General features: G+C 45.3%; 19 protein-coding genes and 1 tRNA gene. 10 read left to right on the plus strand and 10 right to left on the minus strand.

From position 1 onward, the window contains the following. Nucleotides 1–82: 82 nt before the first annotated feature. From cbiT to F6K38_RS05720, 3 genes are all read left to right on the plus strand, one after another. Entirely contained in the window at nucleotides 83–685 is a 603-nt protein-coding gene (gene cbiT, locus F6K38_RS05710) for a precorrin-6Y C5,15-methyltransferase subunit CbiT (protein WP_287267542.1), read from the plus strand. A 91-nt stretch (nucleotides 686–776) separates the two neighbouring features. Further along, nucleotides 777–1,682 (plus strand): phosphatidate cytidylyltransferase, encoded by a 906-nt coding sequence (locus tag F6K38_RS05715; RefSeq protein ID WP_287356267.1) that lies wholly within the window; start codon nucleotides 777–779, stop codon nucleotides 1,680–1,682. Between the two features lie 242 nt (nucleotides 1,683–1,924). Continuing rightward, on the plus strand, nucleotides 1,925–2,056 hold the full coding sequence (locus tag F6K38_RS05720; RefSeq protein ID WP_267872041.1) for a hypothetical protein: 132 nt from the start codon (nucleotides 1,925–1,927) through the stop codon (nucleotides 2,054–2,056). An 81-nt stretch (nucleotides 2,057–2,137) separates the two neighbouring features. Here F6K38_RS05720 and F6K38_RS05725 read toward each other — a convergent pair whose 3' ends face one another. From F6K38_RS05725 to F6K38_RS05740, 4 genes are all read right to left on the minus strand, one after another. Beyond that, entirely contained in the window at nucleotides 2,138–2,800 is a 663-nt protein-coding gene (locus F6K38_RS05725; protein ID WP_008184887.1) for a hypothetical protein, read from the minus strand. A gap of 304 nt (nucleotides 2,801–3,104) precedes the next feature. After that, nucleotides 3,105–4,739, minus strand: coding sequence for a CHAT domain-containing protein (locus F6K38_RS05730; protein WP_008184885.1), 1,635 nt, complete (start codon nucleotides 4,737–4,739; stop codon nucleotides 3,105–3,107). Nucleotides 4,740–4,946: 207 nt separating this feature from the next. Continuing rightward, nucleotides 4,947–7,418, minus strand: a complete 2,472-nt coding sequence (locus tag F6K38_RS05735; protein WP_048815254.1) for a PP2C family protein-serine/threonine phosphatase — start codon at nucleotides 7,416–7,418, stop codon at nucleotides 4,947–4,949. A gap of 255 nt (nucleotides 7,419–7,673) precedes the next feature. Further along, on the minus strand, nucleotides 7,674–7,919 hold the full coding sequence (locus F6K38_RS05740) for a DUF6737 family protein (protein WP_008184881.1): 246 nt from the start codon (nucleotides 7,917–7,919) through the stop codon (nucleotides 7,674–7,676). A gap of 62 nt (nucleotides 7,920–7,981) precedes the next feature. Between F6K38_RS05740 and F6K38_RS05745 the strand changes: the two genes are divergently transcribed. Further along, nucleotides 7,982–8,134: a hypothetical protein gene (locus F6K38_RS05745; protein WP_154659805.1), complete on the plus strand. Its 153-nt coding sequence runs from the start codon at nucleotides 7,982–7,984 to the stop codon at nucleotides 8,132–8,134. Between the two features lie 659 nt (nucleotides 8,135–8,793). Here F6K38_RS05745 and F6K38_RS05750 read toward each other — a convergent pair. Continuing rightward, nucleotides 8,794–9,132 (minus strand): NAD(P)H-quinone oxidoreductase subunit M, encoded by a 339-nt coding sequence (locus F6K38_RS05750; protein ID WP_071102827.1) that lies wholly within the window; start codon nucleotides 9,130–9,132, stop codon nucleotides 8,794–8,796. Nucleotides 9,133–9,547: 415 nt separating this feature from the next. Here F6K38_RS05750 and F6K38_RS05755 point away from each other — a divergent pair, with 415 nt between their 5' ends. From F6K38_RS05755 to F6K38_RS05765, 3 genes are all read left to right on the plus strand, one after another. Then, nucleotides 9,548–10,486, plus strand: coding sequence for a hypothetical protein (locus F6K38_RS05755; RefSeq protein ID WP_287257103.1), 939 nt, complete (start codon nucleotides 9,548–9,550; stop codon nucleotides 10,484–10,486). A 647-nt stretch (nucleotides 10,487–11,133) separates the two neighbouring features. Then, complete coding sequence (locus tag F6K38_RS05760; protein WP_008188387.1) at nucleotides 11,134–13,197, plus strand: GAF domain-containing sensor histidine kinase; 2,064 nt, start codon at nucleotides 11,134–11,136, stop codon at nucleotides 13,195–13,197. 145 nt (nucleotides 13,198–13,342) lie between these two features. Then, entirely contained in the window at nucleotides 13,343–15,022 is a 1,680-nt protein-coding gene (locus F6K38_RS05765) for an ABC1 kinase family protein (protein WP_287247537.1), read from the plus strand. A gap of 70 nt (nucleotides 15,023–15,092) precedes the next feature. Here the strand turns inward: F6K38_RS05765 and F6K38_RS05770 are convergent. The 4 genes from F6K38_RS05770 to F6K38_RS05785 form a co-directional block, all read right to left on the minus strand. Further along, nucleotides 15,093–15,165: transfer RNA gene (locus F6K38_RS05770), tRNA-Glu, on the minus strand. An 81-nt stretch (nucleotides 15,166–15,246) separates the two neighbouring features. Next, nucleotides 15,247–15,795, minus strand: coding sequence for an NYN domain-containing protein (locus tag F6K38_RS05775; RefSeq protein WP_008188389.1), 549 nt, complete (start codon nucleotides 15,793–15,795; stop codon nucleotides 15,247–15,249). A 253-nt stretch (nucleotides 15,796–16,048) separates the two neighbouring features. Continuing rightward, on the minus strand, nucleotides 16,049–16,717 hold the full coding sequence (locus F6K38_RS05780; protein ID WP_008177882.1) for an energy-coupling factor ABC transporter ATP-binding protein: 669 nt from the start codon (nucleotides 16,715–16,717) through the stop codon (nucleotides 16,049–16,051). 24 nt (nucleotides 16,718–16,741) lie between these two features. Beyond that, complete coding sequence (locus F6K38_RS05785) at nucleotides 16,742–17,008, minus strand: UPF0367 protein family (protein WP_008177880.1); 267 nt, start codon at nucleotides 17,006–17,008, stop codon at nucleotides 16,742–16,744. A gap of 269 nt (nucleotides 17,009–17,277) precedes the next feature. On the opposite strand from F6K38_RS05785, the gene psbD reads away from it, so the two are divergent. Both psbD and F6K38_RS05795 read left to right on the plus strand, forming a co-directional pair. Beyond that, the gene (gene psbD / locus F6K38_RS05790) at nucleotides 17,278–18,336 is read left to right on the plus strand and encodes a photosystem II D2 protein (photosystem q(a) protein) (protein WP_008183309.1); all 1,059 of its coding nucleotides are present in this window, start codon (nucleotides 17,278–17,280) and stop codon (nucleotides 18,334–18,336) included. A gap of 511 nt (nucleotides 18,337–18,847) precedes the next feature. Continuing rightward, the gene (locus F6K38_RS05795) at nucleotides 18,848–19,129 is read left to right on the plus strand and encodes a 4a-hydroxytetrahydrobiopterin dehydratase (RefSeq protein WP_009149074.1); all 282 of its coding nucleotides are present in this window, start codon (nucleotides 18,848–18,850) and stop codon (nucleotides 19,127–19,129) included. A 164-nt stretch (nucleotides 19,130–19,293) separates the two neighbouring features. On the opposite strand, the gene F6K38_RS05800 is transcribed toward F6K38_RS05795, so the two are convergent. After that, entirely contained in the window at nucleotides 19,294–19,593 is a 300-nt protein-coding gene (locus F6K38_RS05800; RefSeq protein ID WP_131826892.1) for a hypothetical protein, read from the minus strand. A gap of 226 nt (nucleotides 19,594–19,819) precedes the next feature. On the opposite strand from F6K38_RS05800, the gene F6K38_RS05805 reads away from it, so the two are divergent. Further along, the gene (locus F6K38_RS05805) at nucleotides 19,820–21,730 is read left to right on the plus strand and encodes an iron uptake porin (RefSeq protein WP_009149075.1); all 1,911 of its coding nucleotides are present in this window, start codon (nucleotides 19,820–19,822) and stop codon (nucleotides 21,728–21,730) included. Nucleotides 21,731–21,838 lie beyond the last annotated feature (108 nt).

A 21,838-nucleotide genomic window follows, 5' to 3' on the forward strand; every position in this document is an offset into this window, starting at 1 on the left:
TGTGTTCTATACCTGAAGTGGTTAGTTTAATAAATCAAAATAACTAAAGGAAAAAAAATACCCCGAAACCTAAATACCACAAATGTCATCTCCAATTTGGCCGTACATTACTCCTGGAATCCCAGATCACCTCTTTGAACGCCTACCCGGTATTCCCTTAAGTAAGCGAGAAGTCAGGCTGCTGATCATTTCTGCCCTACGACTAGGAACCCAAGACCGGTTGTGGGACATCGGTGCTGGAACCGGTACCATTCCTGTAGAAATTGGACTACTGTGTCCCAAAAGTGAGATTATTGCTGTTGAACGGGATGAAGAAGTAGCCAACCTGATTCGACACAATTGCGATCGCTTTAATGTCACCAACGTAGAAGTGATCGAAGGTAACGCCCCAGAATGTCTCAAAGATCTACCATTGAAACCCCACCGAGTTTGCCTTGAAGGAGGACGACCAATCAAAACTTTACTCAAAGAAGTCTGGCCCTACCTACAATCTCCAGGGAGGATAGTCGCAACCACCAATAATCTAGAAGGACTCTATTCCATATCAGAAGGCTTAGCAGAGTTACAGGCTCGCAATATCGAAGTCGTTCAGTCAGCCGTCAATCGCCTAGAGACACGGGGGAATTATCAAACATTTGCAGCAGTTAACCCCATTTTTATTCTTAGTGGTGAGAAGTTAGAGTAAGGAATAGACCCCTTCAGGGAACAAAATTAACAATAATAATATAAATAACCTGTTCTTGTGTGAGAACAGGAGTGTCAAAAAAAAACGTCATATGCCCTGGTTACGGATTTTTAGTGGAATAGTTGCGATCGCCCTGGCAATGGGGATGATCCTACTTGGGGGATGGTATTTTACCATCGGCTTCTGTGTCATTGTCTATTTAGGTCAGTTAGAACTTTTTAAACTAGTCAAAGCAAAAGGCATGGTGCCAGCAACCAAAAGCACCATGTTTGTGTCTCAGCTACTACTAATTACAGCTACCATTTCACCAACCCTGGCTGATGCGGTGTTTCCCATTGCTGGAACATTTATTTGTTTTTACTTACTCTTCCAACCCAAGATAGCAACCATTGCGGATATTGGGGCTTCCATATTGGGTTTACTCTATGGTGGTTATCTGCCCGGCTATTGGGTCCGTCTGCGAGTGGGTTTGACTGAAACCTCCTCCCTAGCTAGAGATGCTACAGTCGCTGCTACGAACCTACCCGGGAGTGAATACTGGTCTAATTTTTCGATTAATCTAAGTCACATACCTGCTGGGTTAAGTACAACTCTCCTAGCATTCAGCTGTATTTGGGCAGCAGATATCGGAGCTTACACCTTCGGCAAATTTTTTGGTCGCACTCGCCTTTCTATGATCAGTCCTAAAAAAACTGTGGAAGGCGCTATATTTGGCCTTGTCAGTAGTATTGCTGTAGGAATCGCAGGAGCTTGGTATCTGAATTGGCCGTGCTGGCAGTTGAGTGGCACGATGTTCGGAGTAATGATTGGTGTAGCTAGCCTCTTAGGAGACTTAACTGAGTCCTTAATGAAACGGGATGCTGGTGTAAAGGATTCCGGGCAATTAATTCCTGGTCATGGTGGCATTTTAGACCGAACAGACAGCTATGTGTTCACTGCCCCTTTGGTGTATTATTTTGTCACGCTATTACTACCACTGTTACCCAGCTCCCTGTAGTATTGTGTCAATGTCAGATTTTTTTTTAGTTTATTGATTGCAATAAGCAATATATTGATGTAATTAAAACGTTGCACTACCTTTGAGTAGATTAAAAATTTATAGCGGTTTCCAGCTCAGTAGAATACACGTTAGTCTCTGGTAAATTCCGAGTGCAATCACCGGCTGTATTCCATCGGAATAAAAACCTGAAAACCGCTATAAAAGTGCATTCTGGATTAGGTAGATGGTAGAAACCACACATGAGCAGATGGGAGGTAATGGTGCTACATATCAATGCAACTTGGGATAACTATCATGTCCGGATTATAATTAATGTAGGCAAAGACAGAACCAGAAAACGGTTTTTCGGTTCAAACCCAGCTTGGTGGTAATGACTAATCACTAATTACGCTAATAACTAATTACGATACTAATTAATTAAGATGATTAGTTAGATGATTAGTGTTAGATGATTAGTTACTAGTGTGATTGTTTAGTTCGATCAGAGCCGAATGAGCTACTTCTAGGCTTAGGCGGACTTGTTGGATAGAAGACAAAGAGTGCCACTGTTCAGATTTAACTGAAGGGCTGACATTCATGGAGTCTGAGCTACTGCGCATGGCGTAAGCCCACGGACGAGCTAAAACCAATAGATCGTCTTCTGTCCAGTTTTGTAACAATGGCTTGACACAAAGCACAAGTTGCTCTGCTAAGGACAAGTTCTTGTCAACAACCTCTTGGGCTCTAGAAGCGATCGCTTCTAGCCATTCGGTAGGCATGCAAGAAGCACATCCGTTAGCTAAAGCTGCCTTCAACGAGTCAATGGTGGATTCGATGGTGGATTCGATGGTGGATTCGATGGTGGATTCGAGCGGTAATTCCCAACACTGATTTAGTCGCTCAAAAAAGGCAACAGAAGCCTGAGCAATTTCCTGATGATCTTGGATTTCGTCGAGGGAAAAACCTCCTTCTAGCTCAGCAAAATAAGCTTCTGCTTCTGGATGAGTTGGATCCCAAGGATAAAACTCCTCTTCTGGCTGTAATAGTAATTCTAGTAGTTCTTCTTGGATTTGAACCGAAGTATCCTCAAAATCTGATTGTTGATGTTCTTGATATTGAATAGCTTGGCTGTTCATAATGCCCCTCCTGTTTGGGTTAGTAGATGAAACCTGACATAAAATAGCTACATCAATTTTTGAGGAAGTTCCGCAACAGCTGAAAAAATAATCTGAACTTCTCAGCGCGTGTTTAATTGCCATGGCAACAGCACTTTCCAACTAAACTTATGTGTGATATTAGTTAGCTATTTAGAGAAGACTTTAGGTAGACAGCCACTAGTTGCCATTTGACTCTAACCAGTATCCTTGTGAAACTTCCATTGGTAACAGCATAGTTAACAGCATAAGCTGCACTTTATCCTCGGCAGGAGGATAGTCCGACTCAAGATTCTGGGGAGTCAATAATAAACTCAAAGATCTGACCACGAGGACCACCAAACTTAAGCTGAATACCAGACCTTAGCTTAACTTCCTGATGATGAACAGTTTTCCAACCATTATCGATTAATATTCTCGTCCCATTACGAGAAAAATCCCTCAAGAAGTAAGTTGGATCCGAGCCTTGGTCAGTGAAAGCATCACGGCAGATAATTTCAGCATGTTGCTTACTAACACAAACTTCGGGAATCACCAAATCGTTGTGAGATTGTAGGCGTCCCACTCGCATCAATCCACCTCGAATCGGCCAGACATGATCGGTTTTTCCAATTGAACGCAAAGATGCCGTTGGGGGCGGACTTTCAACCCAGCTTGAGGTGATGGTGGGCAGTTCTGTAATTCCTTCTCCCACCGGTTGGATTAACTCCCCTTCAAACTGAGGATGCATATAAAGGATAGGCAAGGTCCAGGCTGGTTGGTTAAACTTGTAAAGGGTCAACAGGTGCTGTCTCGCTACAGCTACAGCATGGTCTATGGGCATCCGCTCCGCCAAGGCTTGGGCGAATGCTTTAATAAAACTCACGGCTTCTTGGTCAGCAATGGAGTCCCGCATCCCCAAAACTGCTGGAACACCGTGGTGAATGAGCACCTCAGCTAAACTACTACGGGGAATGGTTTGGGAATTCACTTGGTCAGGTTTGGCACTCCAACAGGCATTGAATACAGCTAAGGCAACCTGGGTGCGGACCAGAACCTGAGCCAATTCCGTACCACTAATTTTCGCATCCGAGCGTAAAAATAGCAAACCTCCGTCTGGTGCGCTTTCACCATGACCAGCATAGAATAGGATGTTATAGGCACCGGTTTCCAGTGCTTTAATCAGTTCAGCTGGTGTCGGTTGTATGAGTTTTGAGACGTTGCAGGTAACTGGTGGAACCGATTGGTTCCTAGAAGTTTGAGCGGCTCTACCAGCTTGAAGGGCATTTACCAAGGTAGCCGCTTCTTTTTCGAGATCCAAATTGGTAGTCGAACCATTTAATTTTTGAACCTTCTCTCCTAGAACTAACAAAATATTGAGAGCCTGGTGGGAGCGCAGGGGTTCGAGGGCGTCTACATCACTAGTTGTGCGGCTAAACAGGATTTGCTGAGAAAGGGAAATTGCCTGTTTACCCGCCATGGGTTGCATAATTTCCCAGGGGAGGGGAATGAAATCTGGAGCGCGGACTTCCAAGCGCAGGCGAAGGGGTTTATTTTGTCCCAAGGCAATGCCTTGACTTCGTTCGAGGGCATTGCGAATTGAGCCTTGAAACAGCCACTGCCAGAGGTCAATGCCCAAACCTTGCATCAAACGACCACTGTAGCTAATCTCCGGACCTTTAGCACCGTTTTGATTCTCTGAGGGCAAAGTGGTGGGATACTGGTTGTGATGACCACTAATCGGCACATGGTTTGAAAATGGGGAAAACATTTCCTGCCAAGCCAGCCAGGACTGAGTCATGTATTCAGACCAAGTAGAATCATGATGAACCATTCCCCCTGGGTAAGGAGCTTTCAGCACCCAGATAGCCAAGTTTTCTCTGCCAGCGGCAGATAGACGAGCGATCGCTAAACTGAGGCAAGGATTTTCGATACCAGACATTAAAGGTTCATCATTATAGGGAATATACCGATGTTTTGATCACTCTATCGAGTCTTGGGTGGTATTGGCGCTATCAATAATGAGGCATTGGTCATTAGTAGGACATCATTAGTTTCCAGTTCTTAGTTGAGGAGTTGAGTGGTTAGTCAGAAAGCTTTGGTGAGCATTAACTTAAAAGCGATAAGCTAATCACTACTTTCTGGAGACTTAGGGAGATTGAGTAGGTCTAGGGGAACTAGACGGAGGCGTCTTTTTCTGACATTGACTCGTTTGGGAAGAGGTTGGTGTAAAATTACGATCCATCATAGGTAAAATATCCTTTTCTCTTATCCACCCTTCCTGTCCCTGTGACACCAAGGTAGCAGAGGGTTTAGTCTGCTTAGAGTTTAACGGTACTGAGGATGAGCCAACTTTGGGAGGGCTAGCCATTTGATCCGATGGAATATCCGATGGAATATCAGTTTTGTTGGTTCCAGGTGAGCAAACTCTTAATCTAATCCACCAAGTCTCTTCCTGAGGATACCTTTTTCTGGCAATCACCTGCAAAACACTACCAGCAGTAAATCTCCCAAGGATTGATTGCTTTTCAGGTTTAACCAAAAGTTGTACAGGACCCACTGTTCTAATAATATCTTGGTTTTTAATTAAGGCAGCTGGCTTAGGGTCGGTCCCGGAGTCAGGGGTTTGTTCTGGAGGAGCTTTAGTTACTGGAATCTGTGTAGGGGTTTTAGAACGGGTTATTTGTTGCCCCTTACCGAGACTAAAAACCCCACTCAGGAAGCGATTTATCTGTCCACTCGCCTTTGGACTCAACACTGGACTCAACAGATAAACGACTACCCCCCCTAACACCAACAGCACGAATATGCCCAACAAAAGTCTCCCAGTCTTCTCAGGAAAGGTTGAAGCTGAATAATTAGGATTTTGGTCACCAGAGGCGTCCCCCTCTTCCATGAGGTTAAGTGTGAGCAACGCTGTTTTTTGTTCATCAGTAGAAGCGGGTTGCTGATCACTCTTAACGTTTAACATTAGAGTCTTGTTGGTCTCGAGAGTGGGAAGGGATTCTATCCGTGGCGGTGATAGTTGGATTGGCAAGGAAGGCTGGCTTGGTGTGACTTGACAGTAAATCAACGCCACCGTGACATTGTCGTGCCCGTTTTTGGTATTAGCAAGCTCAATGATTCGTTCTGCTGCTTTCTTCAAATCAATTTGACCGTCGAGAATAGGCAGTATTTCAGTTTCCCAGTACTGCTCGACTCGGTCATTGTCACTAAGACCATCAGAACACAGCAGAAACAAACAATCTTCATCCAACACCAAGCGCTGTACAGTCGGGTGCAGTGTGGTTGATGAACCCATCCCTAAAGCTTGCACTAGCGCACCAGATGTTGGTTGTTGTAGAGCATGTCGGTAAAGGGTATATCCAAGCCGCACTTCTCGAGACGCTAAATCATCATCTAGAGTAACTTGGTGACAACCATGGCGACTCACCCAATAGATTCTGCTATCCCCGACATGGGTAATGTATATTTCATGGGCATGGGTTCTAGCCATGACCAAGGTTGTTCCCATACGCTGCCGATCAAATCGGTTCTCATGATCATTGCGTTGGCTAATGGAGTCATTGGCAGCACAGACAGCTTTTTCCAATTCCAGGGTTAGAGTGGTTGGGTGCCACACCTTCAGTTTAGCTGGCAGTTGTTTGAGCTGTTGTCGGAGAGTGTCAATCGCCAGTTGGGAGGCAATTTCACCACCTGCTTGTCCACCAATGCCATCGCAAACCATTGCCAAAGCTTCCTTACCTCTTGAAGAGCTAATTAGCTTACCACTAGGAGGGTAGCAAGCGTCTTCATTGTGGCTACGACCGGGACCGGTATCGGTACGAGTGAGAGTCTTATAGGTTCTCGATTGCCATGACCGGCATTCAAACAACCCTTTCGCCAGTAATGCTAACAGCTGCTCTGATGTCTGTATCTGTCCTTTTGTAAGCTGGGAACAGAGTTGTTGGCAAAACTCACTAATAACAGGGGAAGCCCCCTCAAGCAGTTGTGACCACAGCTGACCCAGCTGTTTTAAGGTTGGTGCTGGCGTTTGATCAGGCTGCAATTCCAACAACCTTAGCAAGGCTCCTTCCACCCGCACCAGGTCTGATTTCAGTAAGCTAGACGCTACCCCTTCTCGGCTCAAAGGTTGCCACAGTGAAGCCCATTGCTGCAGCCAGTTGAGTTGGCGTACTGGTGAGGCATCTTTCCAGACGCTAGTGAGTTCTGGTGACAGTTGTCCTTGAGTATTAATGTTCCCTGTTGCCTGAATTGGTACTCCTTCGAGTAACCAAATCTCTTTGTTATGCCTTGGCTGAGGTGTTAGCAGACCATACACTTGAGGCAGGTGTAATCCATAGGAAACCAGTCTCAAGTATGGGGTTATGGTTTGAGGAATCTCTAGTGGGGTCTCTGGCGGTACCGCTGGTTGAGTATCTAAAAGAACACGAGAATGAATCAGGAGGTAGCGCTTAGCAATAACTTCTCCCGGTTGAGCGGCTTTTATGCCTGACCCAATAGCCCACAAGTATCGTCTGAGCAGCGGCGTGCGACATTTTTGGCAGAACTTGTTGGTCTGGGGATTGGGAGCCTGACATTGATGGTTTGGGCAGTGGAGCGTTGCCGCCGGATTGTCCATGAAACTCTTTGCTGCTAAAGATAGCCTGATGGAACCGGGTTAACATTAGCACAGCTTTCTTTGAAGGAGTTATGTGCCAACAAAGGAAGTGCCAAAATCAGCCCATTGATTACAGATTGTAGCGCTTGACTTAAGGGCTGGTTAATGATTTACGTCAATAGTGAATGAATTCCCCTGAAACATTCTAGGCAGCAATGATTACCCTATGGTCTATGGGGAAGGTAACCATTAAGTTTTATGTATTAATTTTATGTATTAATCATTGCGCAATATTGACCGGTTCCCCTCACTCATAGCACTAATCTTGATTAGCTCAGGCCAGATCAGCAAAAAGTACGTCCACCAAAGCAGAATTGGCATAGCAACGAGTAGTGTTATCCAGAGGGTTTTGAAAACTACCCAGATACTCAAGATGATGCCCCCTCCGGTCAATAGGATTGACCAGGGTTGGCACCACCAAGGCTTATAACTCCAAGGATTAAATTTTTTTTCTGTAGACAAGATTAGTCTTTTAAGCTACCACGACTTACTTCTTTGCACTAAGCAAGGGATTGATTAAAAGCATGAGAACGTCAATTGACACTCCCCGCCCTGGAAGGACGGGGATTCTTGCTTGGCCTTTGGCCACGCTACGCGAACAACGAGGTGACTTGTTTAACCAGGCCGGAGCCAGGAAAAATAGAGGTCTCCTCGACCCAAGCGTATTTAGTCTATGACCTAGGTTTCGGTGTGCCGGAGACGAAACCTGATCAGAGGGTCGCCTTAATAAAAAAGTTTTAACCAAAGGTGCGCTTTCCGTCGGCGAATTAAATTCGCCACGGGTCGCACCTCTTTTATGCATAGCCTGTAACCCTTAAAGGCGACCCTCTGATTACGGTAACTTCTAACCCCACCGTACCTAAATTATTTAATAAATTTAGACAAACAATGTTTTTTAATCTTGATTTTCATAGACTTCCAAATCGCTAGATTTGATTATGCAACATGATTATCTCAAAACAGGTTTTTTACATTGTCTACTTATTTTAAGATTATGTTTATCTAAAGTACTAATCGTTTTTTTTATTATGTTTTTATTTATCTTAACGTGCTAGACGAAAACTGTCAAGGCATATCTAAAAAAAGCCGTCCGTTGAAGTTACCGTAAGATAGTGGAGCCTTTATAGTCGGCAGGTTATGCGTAAAAGGTAACGGTCTTTTGTAATAAGGCTCCACTATCTTACGGTTTCGTCTCCTATAAGGACGGGGCTTTAAACCCAATTTTTTTGGTAAACCAGCTACAGTTTGGCCGGGGATGAAGGCAGACAGGCGCTTGAGTTATTCGCTCCCGTCGTGACTTGGTTTGAAAGTAGCTTGTCAGCCTATCTCCTACTGCCTAATTCTCAGGTTCTACTTGGGGCAATCCCATACTGTAATTAATCACTCGGCTTTCCGTATTGTAGCTAATTTGTCCATTTTGCAAAAGCGATCGCACAAGGTGTTCTAGGTCAGAACCGATACGACGGAGGTTGTATTCGGTTAAATCAAATCCGCTGTAGGATTCAACCAACTCATCGAACTTCCGGTAAACCTGCTGTAGAGCGTCTTCATTCCAATTGAATTCGTTATCGGGGTCAATGTCTAAGGTGAGAACGTTATCACTCCCGACTAGTTCGTTGTTTTTTACCTCTGCTGTATAGATTCGGACATGACGAGTGGTTGACTTTAACAGCATCTATAAACCTCCTGCTCACAGCCTTTATTTTTTCATCTTTTCAGGCAGTAGTCAATGCTCACCATGTCAATTCCCTGCAAACCAATCAAAGATTTGCGGTGCGACCTGAAGGCGCGACCCAAGGCCGGGGAACCCGGCCTTGGGTCGCGCACTACCATGGGAATTTAATTCGACGACTGTAAGCGCACCGGGAGAGTTGATCGAGTATGGTTTTCCGGGACTGGTAGGGGGAATAAAAAAAACTGTGTACCTCATGATTCTGATAATTACTATATCCACCTGGGTTTTAGCAGTGGTCTCCACGGGGCAAGAAAAATTAACAATACATGCACTAATGGAAGATCCTGGTACTCTAAAGGGAAAAACTATATTAAGTAAAGTCAAACACACTAATCCAATGTCATAGCTAAAAAAAATGTCTGGTACCATGGAAGATATTGCTAGACAAGCCCACCAGGGTAGCGTGGTGGCAATTATTCAAACACTGAATGAACGATTAGCCGATTTTGGGGTGAGAACTAGAGCCATTCTGGCTGATGGCGTATTGCAAGTTTTGTGTGAAGCAGCAAAACCGGAACAGCTGGAACAATCGATTCTAGTCAGTCAAATCCAGGAAATTCTGGAAGAAATTTCACCGCGTAACATTCGTCGTGTCAGGATCAACAGCCGCATCGTGCGAGAGGAACAATTACTCTGGTTAGAAGAAATTAGCCGTGACCCAGACAATCAGCTGTTGTGGTACGAAGACATAACCCTTACTAGGCCAAATTTCTTCAAGCAACTGGCTCAAACCTTCAACAATCGCCAAAACCTACCGAGCCAGCAACTGGCTCTAACACCAGGATTTTCCCGTCAACTGAGCCAAAAAAAACTACCGAGTCAGCAACTGGTCTTACCGCCAGCTTCTTACAGTCAACTACGTAAAAAAGGTCGATTGCGGCAAGGTGTTGTGATTGGGTTAGGTTTGGGTTTATTCCTGATCCTAGTAGGTTGGTTACTGAATGATTGGTTTGGGAGGGAAATCGAATCCCTAAACCCAACTCAAGCCGACCATTCGGCAAAAGACCCAGCCAATTCTTCTTCATCGGGATCTTCTAGTAATCCAGACCCCCCCTTTACTCGGGACCCCTTTACTGAAGCAATGCGCCTAGCTCAAGAAGCAGCGGCAGCAGGTGAAAGTGTCGAAACCTCAGCTCAATGGTTAGATGTGGCAGCTAAGTGGGAACGGGCATCAAATCTAATGGAGACGGTAAAACCTGATGACCAACGCTACCAGATAGCTCGTTATCGGGTTATACTTTATCGAAAAAACAGTGAGGAAGCTCAAAAACAAGCTAGAAAGAAGCGCTCCTAGTAGTGTTGAATTGAAGTTTTAAATCAGTTTTGTTTAAAAAACGGTATAAAAAGGTGCTCAAGGTGTTTAAGGTGTTCAAAGTGAATCTATTTCAATCCCAGGGGAGATATCTGGAGTTTCTCAATTCTCTCCTGGGTTTCCAGGTACTACTAGTCTACCCAACTCAGAGGCACGCGCCTTTTGGGATTTTTACGCTCTGTGCCTTAGGTCGAAACTCCAACAAGCCCTCATCCAATCTACCGATCAGAATTAATTGGGTAGACGAATTTCGAGCAGTAACCATTGTTGATATCGTGGTGCGCGCCCGTTCGCGCCCCGCGTCGGCTTTGCCGATAGGCGCGCCTCCTAGGCCGGGGAACCCGGCCTAGGAGGCGCGCACCTAAAGCGAATTTAATTACGGGTCAAGCTCACCGGGGACGAGTTTAACTCAACTGTGACGATTACATGATGCAAGTTGTGCCACCGACCCACAGCTTCTCCTCTAACCAGCAGTGATGATTGAACGGGTGTGTAGGTCGGTTGTCGTAAAAAACTCCAATCTCTTGATCAAAAGCACTCTGATGCCGGGAACACTAATCCTAGCGAGATTACTGTTTTAACAGTTGCTCTAGTCAAGACCAGTATTCACAAGTTGTGCAACTAGCATAATGGATGCAGAAAGCGCGATTTTTGCCCCAAGAGTAAATTCCATCAAGTCCCGTCTCTCAGGTACATTTGAACCAACCTTTAGCCAGGAACATCAGGGTTCACTCATGCCTTACCCGACAGAGTTAGCTCAGATCGGGCAACAAATTGCTAAGACTATACTAAATACCTCAGAAACGCAAACTCTGTTGGCCATGCTGGCCAAGGCTATAGGAGAGAGTTTTCAGGTGGATAGCTGTTTAATTGGGGGGCTGGCTAACCCTAGCACTACACCCCAACTAGCCTGGTGGCGTGCTGATCAACACCTCGACCCAGAACACCGATACTACAAAAATCCAGTGCAACTGCTGGAACTCTTAACCACAGAGGATGACTTAGGCAGTGACTCAGTACTGGCAATTTCAGATTGGCAAAAATCCGATGCTTGGTCTAACTTAGATTTGGGTGAAGAAGTGCTATCTGCCAGGGCAATACTGAAGACCTCCACAAAGTTTCAGTCTGTAGTCAACGGGGTAATTGTTTTAGGAAAAGCCCAGCCTTACCAATGGACAAAGACAGAGCAAGAACAGTTAATTGTTGTATCCCAATGGGTATCAGTAGCAATTTCTCAAGTTCAGCTAACCCACCAAGTGAAGGCGGCTACTCGAGACCAAACTCTGCTCAACCAATTGAGTCAAGTGATGCATAGCTCTCTCAATCTCCTGGAGATTTTCCAGATAGCTACCACGGCTGTTGCTGAAGCACTTCAGGTGTCACGGGCACTACTGCTACTCTTAGATGAAACGAATCCCCTTGGTTGCACTGTACCAGGACAGCATTCACCAAAACATGATCTGACAGTCGTTTGTGAATGGTTACAGGAAACCTCTACTACTGATCTATTTTCAAAAGGCGACGCACTGTTAAATAAATCCTTCCCAGTTTCTGAGTGTTCTTGGTACCAACAGGCTCTCAAGCAAGCCCCTGAACCGATAGTCATTACCCATAGACCAGATCACCCGATTGGTAAAGCTGACCACCAGAGCATCTCACTCCTAGATCAGGTCCTATTGCCAGGGTTACTGATCTGTCCTCTGGTTGGGGCAGATAATCATGGCTTGCTATCCGTTAAGGTTTTGGGGTTCTTGGTCTTGCAAAATAGTCAACCTCGCCCTTGGCTAGAAAATCAAATCAACTTGGTCAAGTGGGTCAGTACACAAGTTAGTAGCACTATTATCCAAAATCAGACTCTCCAGCAAGTACAATCCCTTGTTGAAGAACGCACGGCTCAGTTACAACATAGTCTGAAAGTTCAGGCAGAGTTATACGAAAGAACTCGCCAGCAAATGGGTCAGTTAAAAGAATTAAATCGGCTCAAAGACGAATTTCTCAGTAGCATGAATCATGAGTTGCGGACACCTTTGACTGCCATGAGTCTAGCGATTCGGATGTTACGTCAACCCAAACTTGATCTTGAGCGTCGTGCCAAATATCTAGAAATCCTTGAGCAACAGTGTAATCAAGAAATTGAGCTAATTAACGACCTGTTGAGTCTACAGCAGCTGGAATCTGACCAGTCCCAACTGCAGCTGCAAAGAATTGACCTGATGCCGATGATTAAGCACTTGGCTAAATCCTTTGAGTACAAATGGGCGCAGAAAGGCTTAACCTTAACAATCAATAGTTCACTACCATCGCTCTTGATCAACACCGACGCTGAGAGCCTTAACCGTATCTTGCTGGAACTTTTAACCAATGCTGGCAAGTATTCTCACCCAAATACTACAGTGGTGATCGAGGTAACTGAGCAAATCCAGCAATCGGTGAAGCAGATTGTGATGAGTTTGAGCAATATTGGTCAGGGCATCTCTCCAGAAGACCTCAGACATATTTTTGATAAATTCCATCGCGGTCAGGGGATGACCCAAAGAGCAGTTCAGGGTACTGGTTTGGGTCTAGCGCTAGTAAAATGCTTAGTGCAGCATCTCAATGGCACAGTAGATGTCTCCACTGGCCCGTCTGACACTCCTCGCACCTCTCGGGTATCTTTCACAATTACTCTGCCCCAGGTTCAATCTTTTATGTAAAACTTAGTCATTAGTAAGTAAGAAGGCAAAACTAATCACTAATGACTAATAGCTCGGAAGACTAACTGGGAAGAATAGGTATTAAAGTGGATATGATCTGATTTATACTCCCGGATTGAATAGGAGTAACTATGAATAGCTGAGTATGCTCACAACTGATGCGCCCAAGCCACCACGTTGGCAACAACCTAACTATTCTCCCCTGGCTCGCCAGATCGATATTTTTACTGCGGCAGCGCAGTTTATGGTTTATTTATGGTGGGACAAGGTATCGGCTAATAATTCCCCCAAGCAAAGAAATCGTCGAGCCCAGTGGTTAGTTAGAAAGCTCTTAGACTTAGGTCCAACGTTCATCAAGATTGGGCAGGCACTATCCACACGCCCTGATTTACTTAGCTTAGAATATGTGAATGCCTTGGCGCAATTACAAGATCGGATCCCAGAATTTAGTGTAACCGATGCTATAACTCTAATTGAATCAGAACTGGGTCACGACATTCATGGTTTGTATCGGGATTTTGAGCATTTTCCTCTAGCCGCTGCGAGTTTGGGACAAGTTCATAAAGCCCGATTGCACACCGGGGAAGATGTAGTCGTTAAGGTTCAGCGTCCTGGCTTAGAAAAGCTATTTAACCTAGATTTTGAGATTATCCATCGATTGATTCGTTTTGTCAATCGATTTGTTCCGGGAACCAGAAAATATGATTTGGATTCCATCACCCATGAGTTTTTTAACCTGCTCTATCAAGAAATTGACTACATCCATGAAGGGAAGAATGCTGAGAGTTTTCGTCAAAATTTCAGCAATTATGCTCGTATTAGTGTCCCGAAAGTCTACTGGCGATATACAACTAAAAAAGTTTTGACTATGGAGTATATGCCGGGGATTAAAATTGATGACCGTCAGAGCCTGGAATCCCTAGGCATAAATCCTAAAGAAATTATTCAGCTGGGAATTTGTTGCTACCTCAAGCAGTTATTACAAGATGGCTTTTTTCAGTCTGACCCTCATCCTGGAAATATGGCAGTCTCTGCAGAGGGCAGTCTGATTTTCTATGACTTTGGCACAATGCTGGAGGTCAAGTCCATGACTAAAGACCAAATGCTCCAGACTTTTTTTGCTGTACTGCGTAAGGACACTGATCAGGTCGTTAATAGTTTAACTTACATGGGGTTAATTGAACCCATGTCAGATCTCAAGCCAGTCAAGCGATTAGTTGCTTTCCTACTGGAAAAATTTACCGAAAAGCCCATAGAATTACAAGCTTTTGAGGAAATCAGTAGCGAACTTTACTTAATGTTTGAGCAGCAACCTTTTCGCCTACCAGCACAACTGACATTTATATTAAAGTCACTAACAACTCTTGATGGGATCGCTCGTTCCCTAGATCCCCAGTATAATTTGTTAGCTGCTACAGAGCCTTTTGTTAAAAGCCTGGCTGTTTTTCAAGGGCGGGGGAATATAGTGGGGGAACTAGCTAAACAAGCTAGGGATTTTGTGAAATATAACTTACGTAAGGCTAGCGCTACCGAACTAGCAATTCGACGCTTAGAAGAGCGGCTCGAGCTGGGAGAGTTACAATTGCGGGTGCGTTCTGTAGAAAGCGATCGCACTCTCAAGCAGATCACCCTTGCTCTAAAAAGCCTAATTTATGCTTGTTTAACTGGATTTACTCTGGTAGCCGGTACTATTTTCCTATCAGGTCCTTATAGTGGATGGGCGATAGCCGCCTTTGCCTTTTCCGCATTCTGGTTTTTGATTTTGCTGCGTTCTCTGATTAACTTAGCCATTAGAGAAAGACTGGATAGGTTAGCCCAAAGGTAGGCAATCTTATATTTATTAGATCGCCTACCCTAAGCTGTTGTATTTTTTATGTTGTATTTTATTTTTTATATACCCCCAAGGGAATTCGAATCCCTGTCGCCTCCGTGAAAGGGAGGTGTCCTAGGCCTCTAGACGATGGGGGCTTATTGATTTCACTTTTATAATAATAGTGGATATTTTGGTTTGTGTCAAGTGTTTGATCAGGAAATTTTTTTCCACTCCCCTTACTTGATACTATTTCGCAACTGTTCTAGGCGCTGCTGAGCCTTGGCATCCAAGGAATTGACTAAAAAACGACCACGAGAGGATTTCTGTGGTCGGTATTTGCGGCGGGTTCGACGAGCTGTGAATTCAACATCGCTGAGCAACTGCTGGCAAGACATGCATTGAGCACCATACCCGACAACAGTCAATTGCTGTGCCCGATCTGAGGTAGCGACGATCAGACGTTTAGTTGGTTGAACAAGGTTGGTTCTATAGGAGGCGCAAAATTTTTCGATGTAAGTGTCTGCTGTCTCCCCGAAATCGGTGTAGTAAACGGATAAATTATTAGTTATCACCTCACGACTGTTAGGGGTATTGAGTGAGTGAGCATCAAAGACAATCTCAGTGTCATAGCCAACAAAGGCACTGTAATTGGCTAGGGTCTCAATTAACTCTTGGCGAGAACTCAGCAGACCATCACGATCACGGGTATTTTTCAGGAAAGACCAAGAGCCAATGACGTTATAGCCATCAACTAGTAAAATAGCCAGCGGTGAAGAACAAGACATTTTCCATGGGATTATACTATTTACAGTCCCTATGGACTGCTCATATTGGCCAGAATAAATTTAACATTTCTTTATATTAGTATAAATTGCACTTGATAAAAAGGCAAAAGGATTGAGCAAAAATAACACTCAACCTTTAACTATTAAAACATATCATATTACAATAACAACAATAAGTGTTATTTATAACACTTATTGTTGTTAACAGTTAGCCGATTACAAATCCTACCACTTTCCGGAAACTTCCCGAGAATCAGTGATTAGGACTTACCAGTCTTTGCTTCAGGCGTTCCGGTTGACCTTGGTCAATGACCCGACCCTGGTCTAACAAAAATGCTCCATCACAATAATCCAACTCATCCAAACGGTGCGTAACCCAAATGGCTGTCAATCCTCTACTTTTGACTAAATTTCGCACTTGTGATACTAAATCCATCTGGGTATCTGGATCGAGTAGGGCAGTGGGTTCATCTAACAATAAAATCTCGCACTGTCTTGCGATCGCACCAGCGATCGCAATTCGCTGCTTCTGACCACCGCTGAGGGCATAGATCGGGCGTCGTTCTAGGTCTAGTAAATTGACCGCAGCTAGAGCTTCTTTTACCCGGGCTTGAACTTGAGCTAGGTCGAGCTTTTCTGCTACCAGTCCAAAGGCTACATCGGCACCTACGGTAGGCATCACTAGCTGATGATCAGGATTCTGGAAAACAAAACCTGCTGAACCCGCTAGGTAAATTTCACCGGATTGGGGGGACAATAAACCAGCCAGTAATCTAAGTAAGGTTGATTTACCACTGCCATTGGTTCCTAAGAGCATCCAAAACTCCCCCTTAGGGACTTCCAGGGAGCAAGATTGCAAAACTGTCCCCCCTTTAGGCCAGTTGAAGCCAACCTCTCTTACTTGAATTGCTGGTTGAGTCATTATATATCTTGCTGTTCCATGAATTTATTCAGCCATGGCAAAGAAGCCGGGAGTACGTCCTGAGCCTGTGGCTCCAGATTTTTGAGAAATCATTGCTGCACTGATCTGATCGCTGAGAACGCCAATTTTCTTCTCTGGCTGGTGATCGCAGCTGAGTTCTAACAACTGAGGATGCCCAGAGCGCATGGCTGTCAAAATTTCCTGGTAGGTCGCTTGCGCCTCTTCTTCTGACTTACGTTGCACAGACAGTGGCATGGGTGTATTCCTTAGAATCAAGTCAATGGTGAACATGGAGTATCAAGCCGTAGCGCGTTCTATAAATGTACTTCTTTTTCTTATCTTAGACCCCAGCCCAAACCGGGGTAAGAGCGGTATCTTGGGTGCAGTTATTACCTAATTTTTTTTTAAGGGGGTAGCAAAATTAAGAATTATGACATATTATGATAGTTATATTAGACGAACTTTACTTTTCTTTACTTAGACGCCCTTTAGTAAGGTAGCAAAGTTGGCAAGAAAGTAAATCGGCTTACCGTACTTATATATATCTGGAGATCCTTGCTATGACAGTAGCAGTAGGACGCGCCCCCAGCACCAGAGGATGGTTTGACATCCTCGACGACTGGCTCAAGCGCGACCGCTTTGTATTCGTTGGCTGGTCAGGCATTCTGTTGTTCCCCTGTGCCTACATGGCTTTGGGGGGCTGGCTAACTGGTACCACCTTTGTTACTTCTTGGTACACCCACGGCTTAGCGTCTTCCTACCTCGAAGGCTGCAACTTCCTGACCGTAGCAGTATCCTCTCCTCCCAACAGCCTGGGACACTCCCTGCTGCTGTTGTGGGGACCAGAAGCTCAAGGAGACTTGACCCGCTGGTTCCAACTAGGAGGGTTGTGGAGCTTTGTGGCATTCCACGGAGCGTTTGGCCTGATTGGGTTCATGCTGCGGCAATTTGAAATTGCTCGTCTAGTAGGCATCAGACCCTACAACGCGATCGCATTCAGTGCGCCGATTGCAGTATTTGTCAGCGTGTTCCTGATGTACCCGTTGGGACAGTCCAGCTGGTTCTTTGCACCTAGCTTCGGAGTAGCGGGTATTTTCCGTTTCATCCTGTTCCTGCAAGGCTTCCACAACTGGACACTGAATCCCTTCCATATGATGGGCGTAGCTGGAGTACTCGGTGGTGCTCTGCTGTGTGCCATTCATGGGGCAACGGTAGAAAATACCCTGTTCCAGGATGGGGACAAAGCCAACACCTTCCGGGCGTTCAACCCGACCCAAGCGGAAGAGACCTACTCAATGGTCACCGCCAACCGCTTCTGGTCTCAAATCTTCGGAATTGCTTTCTCTAACAAGCGCTGGTTACACTTCTTCATGTTGTTTGTGCCAGTAACTGGCTTGTGGATGAGTGCAGTGGGAATTGTAGGTTTAGCATTGAACCTACGAGCCTATGACTTCGTGTCCCAGGAAATCCGGGCAGCAGAAGATCCAGAGTTTGAAACCTTCTACACTAAGAACATCTTGCTGAACGAGGGTCTGCGGGCTTGGATGGCTCCAGCAGATCAACCTCACCAAAACTTTGAGTTCCCTGAGGAAGTACTGCCTCGCGGTAACGCTCTGTAACACTCCAAGGCTGATCCCGAATTAAGGTTAGCGCTTGGATTTGCTCAAAGCCCCACCTGGAGGTGGGGCTTTGAGCAGTTCTAGAAACAGAAAACTGGAACGTTCTGAGCAATCTTCGCTGAACTTATAATTATGCTAGTTTCCAGAGGTTGCCATTTGAGGGATACTCTGTTATTGTAAGAAAAGGTAATAATCCTGGAAAGGTACAAAAAACCGCTTAGGGATTAAAGGAGGTGATGCCCATGGAAGATAGTAGTAAACTCATGGGTCATCTGGTTGGAGTTAGCCGGCTGTGCGCCGGGGCTGTTCTCTAGGAGTTAGCTGGATTCTCTACGGAGAATCTATATGACTGCTTAGGCAGGGCTACCTAAGAGTTCCTCTCGGCAGCCTGGTTTCAATCAGAAGACCCGCTAGACCGCTCTCACACCAGGTGTTATGGATTAACCAAAACACTAGCCGTGAGAGCGGATAGTCTTTTTTTGGGATTGTTGAAGGAGTGGATCTAACCATCATGGCTCAACTACTCAGCGATGCAGAAATTCAAGCCAAGGCGAGTCAGCTAGAAGACTGGAGTGTGGAAGGGAAAACCCTGCGTAGTAAAAAGACATTCAAGGGTTTTGTAGAAGCGATCGCTTTTGTGAATAAACTTGTTGAACCATCTGAAGTTGCAGGACACCATCCTGACCTAGAGATTTCTTACAATAAGGTAACGATTACTCTAACCACTCATGATAGTGGTGGCTTAACCTCAAAAGATTTTGACCTAGCGCAAGTTATTTCAGAGCTGGGTTAATATCCTTTCAATAACTCTAAATAAGTGACAATTGCTTTAGCAATAGACCCGCAGCTAGCGCAGAAGTTCATTCACAGGCATTGGCAAAAAAGTTTGTATAGCACTTTGTCGATAAAGGCTATAGTATAAGAATTGTTCCTCTAATAAATTGTTCCTGTAATAGGTTAATAGGTTTCATCGCAATAGCGCTGATTCTTATCTAAACCGCGAGAATCCCCGTACTTTACCGTATAGAGTAAGTGTAGGGATGGAGCGCGGGGCAAGGGTCGGAACAGAGCTTTCCAATGCGATGTACTAGGGATAGTAGGGAAAAACAAATTAAGAGCTAACCGCCACCTACGCGCCTGAACCTTGACAACCAACGAATATGGGGTGACCTTCAGAAAAAACTTGATAGTTTGAGTTATCTGTGGATGGGTAAAATTCCATAGGTGCGCTTTCCGTCGGCGAATTAAATTCGCCACGGGTCGCACCTGCAGTACAAAGAAAATAGAACTTTTTTGTATTGTTCCGGCGCGGAGGGGCATCCCGTGTCGTTAATAAAGCTTACCGAGTAACCTAAGCAGTAGCTGGTGTTGGTAAGAAGCCCGTGCTGTCGCGTGCTTGTCAGCGTCGGGAGTATGTCACCATCCTCCGTGATTGATCCGGGGGAGAGTTCAATAATTGTAAAGGTGTGAGGATTAAGAGAAGATGTCTAAACTACTGTTGAAGTCCCTACTGATAAGTCCTGCTGTAGTGGGTGCTGCTCTCGCCTTTGGTACCAATGAGGTACAGGCAGCCAACAAGGCCAACTCCTTAACAGTTGAGAATCAAGTTACTACGGAAGCTGCCCCACTTCAAGCTGTCCCAGTAAAGACAATGGCGATCGCGGCGGCCCCCACTGCTCCAGAAGTAAAGGATACCCCAGTTTTTTCCAGGTCGATGGGCTCCACCTTGGGTGAGGGAACATCATTAACTTTAAAGGCCGATACCCTAGTTCCTAAGGTAGACGTACCGGAGGCAGAAACAAAAATAGCCCAAGCCGTCCCCTCAGCCTCAGATAACAGCCAGCTGTTAAATCAAATTCAACGCTACGGTAAAGAAGGCAGTAACAGCCAAGATCAGGTAACTAGTGTTTCCCAACTGCGGGATGTTTCTCCTGGAGACTGGGCTTATGAAGCTCTGCGTAGTCTGGTAGAGCGCTACGGTTGTATCGCTGGTTACCCAAACCGCACCTTCCGTGGCAACCGTGCTACCACCCGTTACGAATTTGCGGCTGGCTTGAACGCTTGTTTGAACCAGATTGAGCGTTTAATTGCTGCTAGTACTGCTGACTTTATTACCCGTGAAGACTTAGAAACGCTGCAACGGCTGATTCAAGAGTTTGAGGCAGAACTGGCTACCCTCGGAGCACGGGTCGATAACCTCGAAGGTCGAGTCGCATTCCTAGAGGATCACCAATTCTCCACTACTACGAAACTGGAAGGGGAAGTCATATTCGCCCTGACCAATAACTTTGGTGATTTTGGGGAAGATGACAATAACCAAGTTGTCTTTGGTGACAGGGTTCGTTTAGTTCTCGACACCAGCTTCACTGGTCAAGACAGTTTAGTAACTCGTCTGAGTGCTGGTAACCTGAATGCCTTCACAGCGGGGGGTGAGATTACCCCAGAACTCACCCAGACCTTTAACACTGAGATTGATGGTACTGGTGACGGGAACGATATAGGAGTTGACTGGTTAGCCTATTACGGTGACATTCCTATTGGTCCGTTTGGTCAAGTATCAACTTACATTGCTGCCTTTGGTGGTCGGCATGATGATTACGTTCCTACACTCAATCCCTATTTCCAAGACTTCGATGGTGGTAGTGGCTCTCTATCCACATTTTCTCAACAAAACCCCATCTATCGGATTGGTGGTGGTGCTGGTTTAGGGGTTAGCTTCCAACTCGGTTTACTAGAGAGCGTGATTGGACCAAGTACTGTCACACTGGGTTACCTAGCTGGCAATGCGTCAGATCCTGATGAAGGTTCAGGTCTGTTCAATGGTGATTATTCTGCCTTGGGTCAGTTGAACTTCAACGTCAACGACCGCATTGGTGTGGGCTTTACTTACGTCCATGGTTTCCATAAAGAGAACAGTGCCATATTCAGCAAAGGCGCTGGAGAAGATGGTATAGTAGGTACTCGTGCTGCCAACTTAAATCAAGAAGCACTTCTTGCTAGTCGTATAGCTGATTCAGCTGACAAGGTAACCAACTCCTACGGAGCAGAATTAGCGTTTCGCCTCACCGACAAGATTTCCTTTAGTGGATTTTTCAACTACACCGATGTGATTGTGATTGGTGAAGGAGATGGTGAAATTTGGAGTTACGGCGGTGGTTTAGCCTTCCCCGATTTTGGGAAAGAAGGTAGTGTGTTAGGTTTCTTTGGTGGTGCAGTCCCCTATTCGGATTTGAATGAGATTGATACCCCCATTCACATAGAAGGCTTCTACAAGTATCAGCTATCCGATAATATCTCTATCACTCCTGGTGTGATCTGGGTGATTAATCCAGAGCAGAGTGACGGTAATGATGATGCTGTGATTGGTACCATCAGAACCACATTCACCTTCTAAAGACCCTGGCTAATTGCCCAAGGACTATTGAGAATTAGTTAGGTTTCCCTGCCCCTAGGCGGGGATTTTTGTTTGAAGGGGTGGGAGTGTCAAAAAATACTAGGATGG

The organism is Moorena sp. SIO3B2, from assembly GCF_010692525.1.
GTDB lineage: Bacteria > Cyanobacteriota > Cyanobacteriia > Cyanobacteriales > Coleofasciculaceae > Moorena > Moorena producens.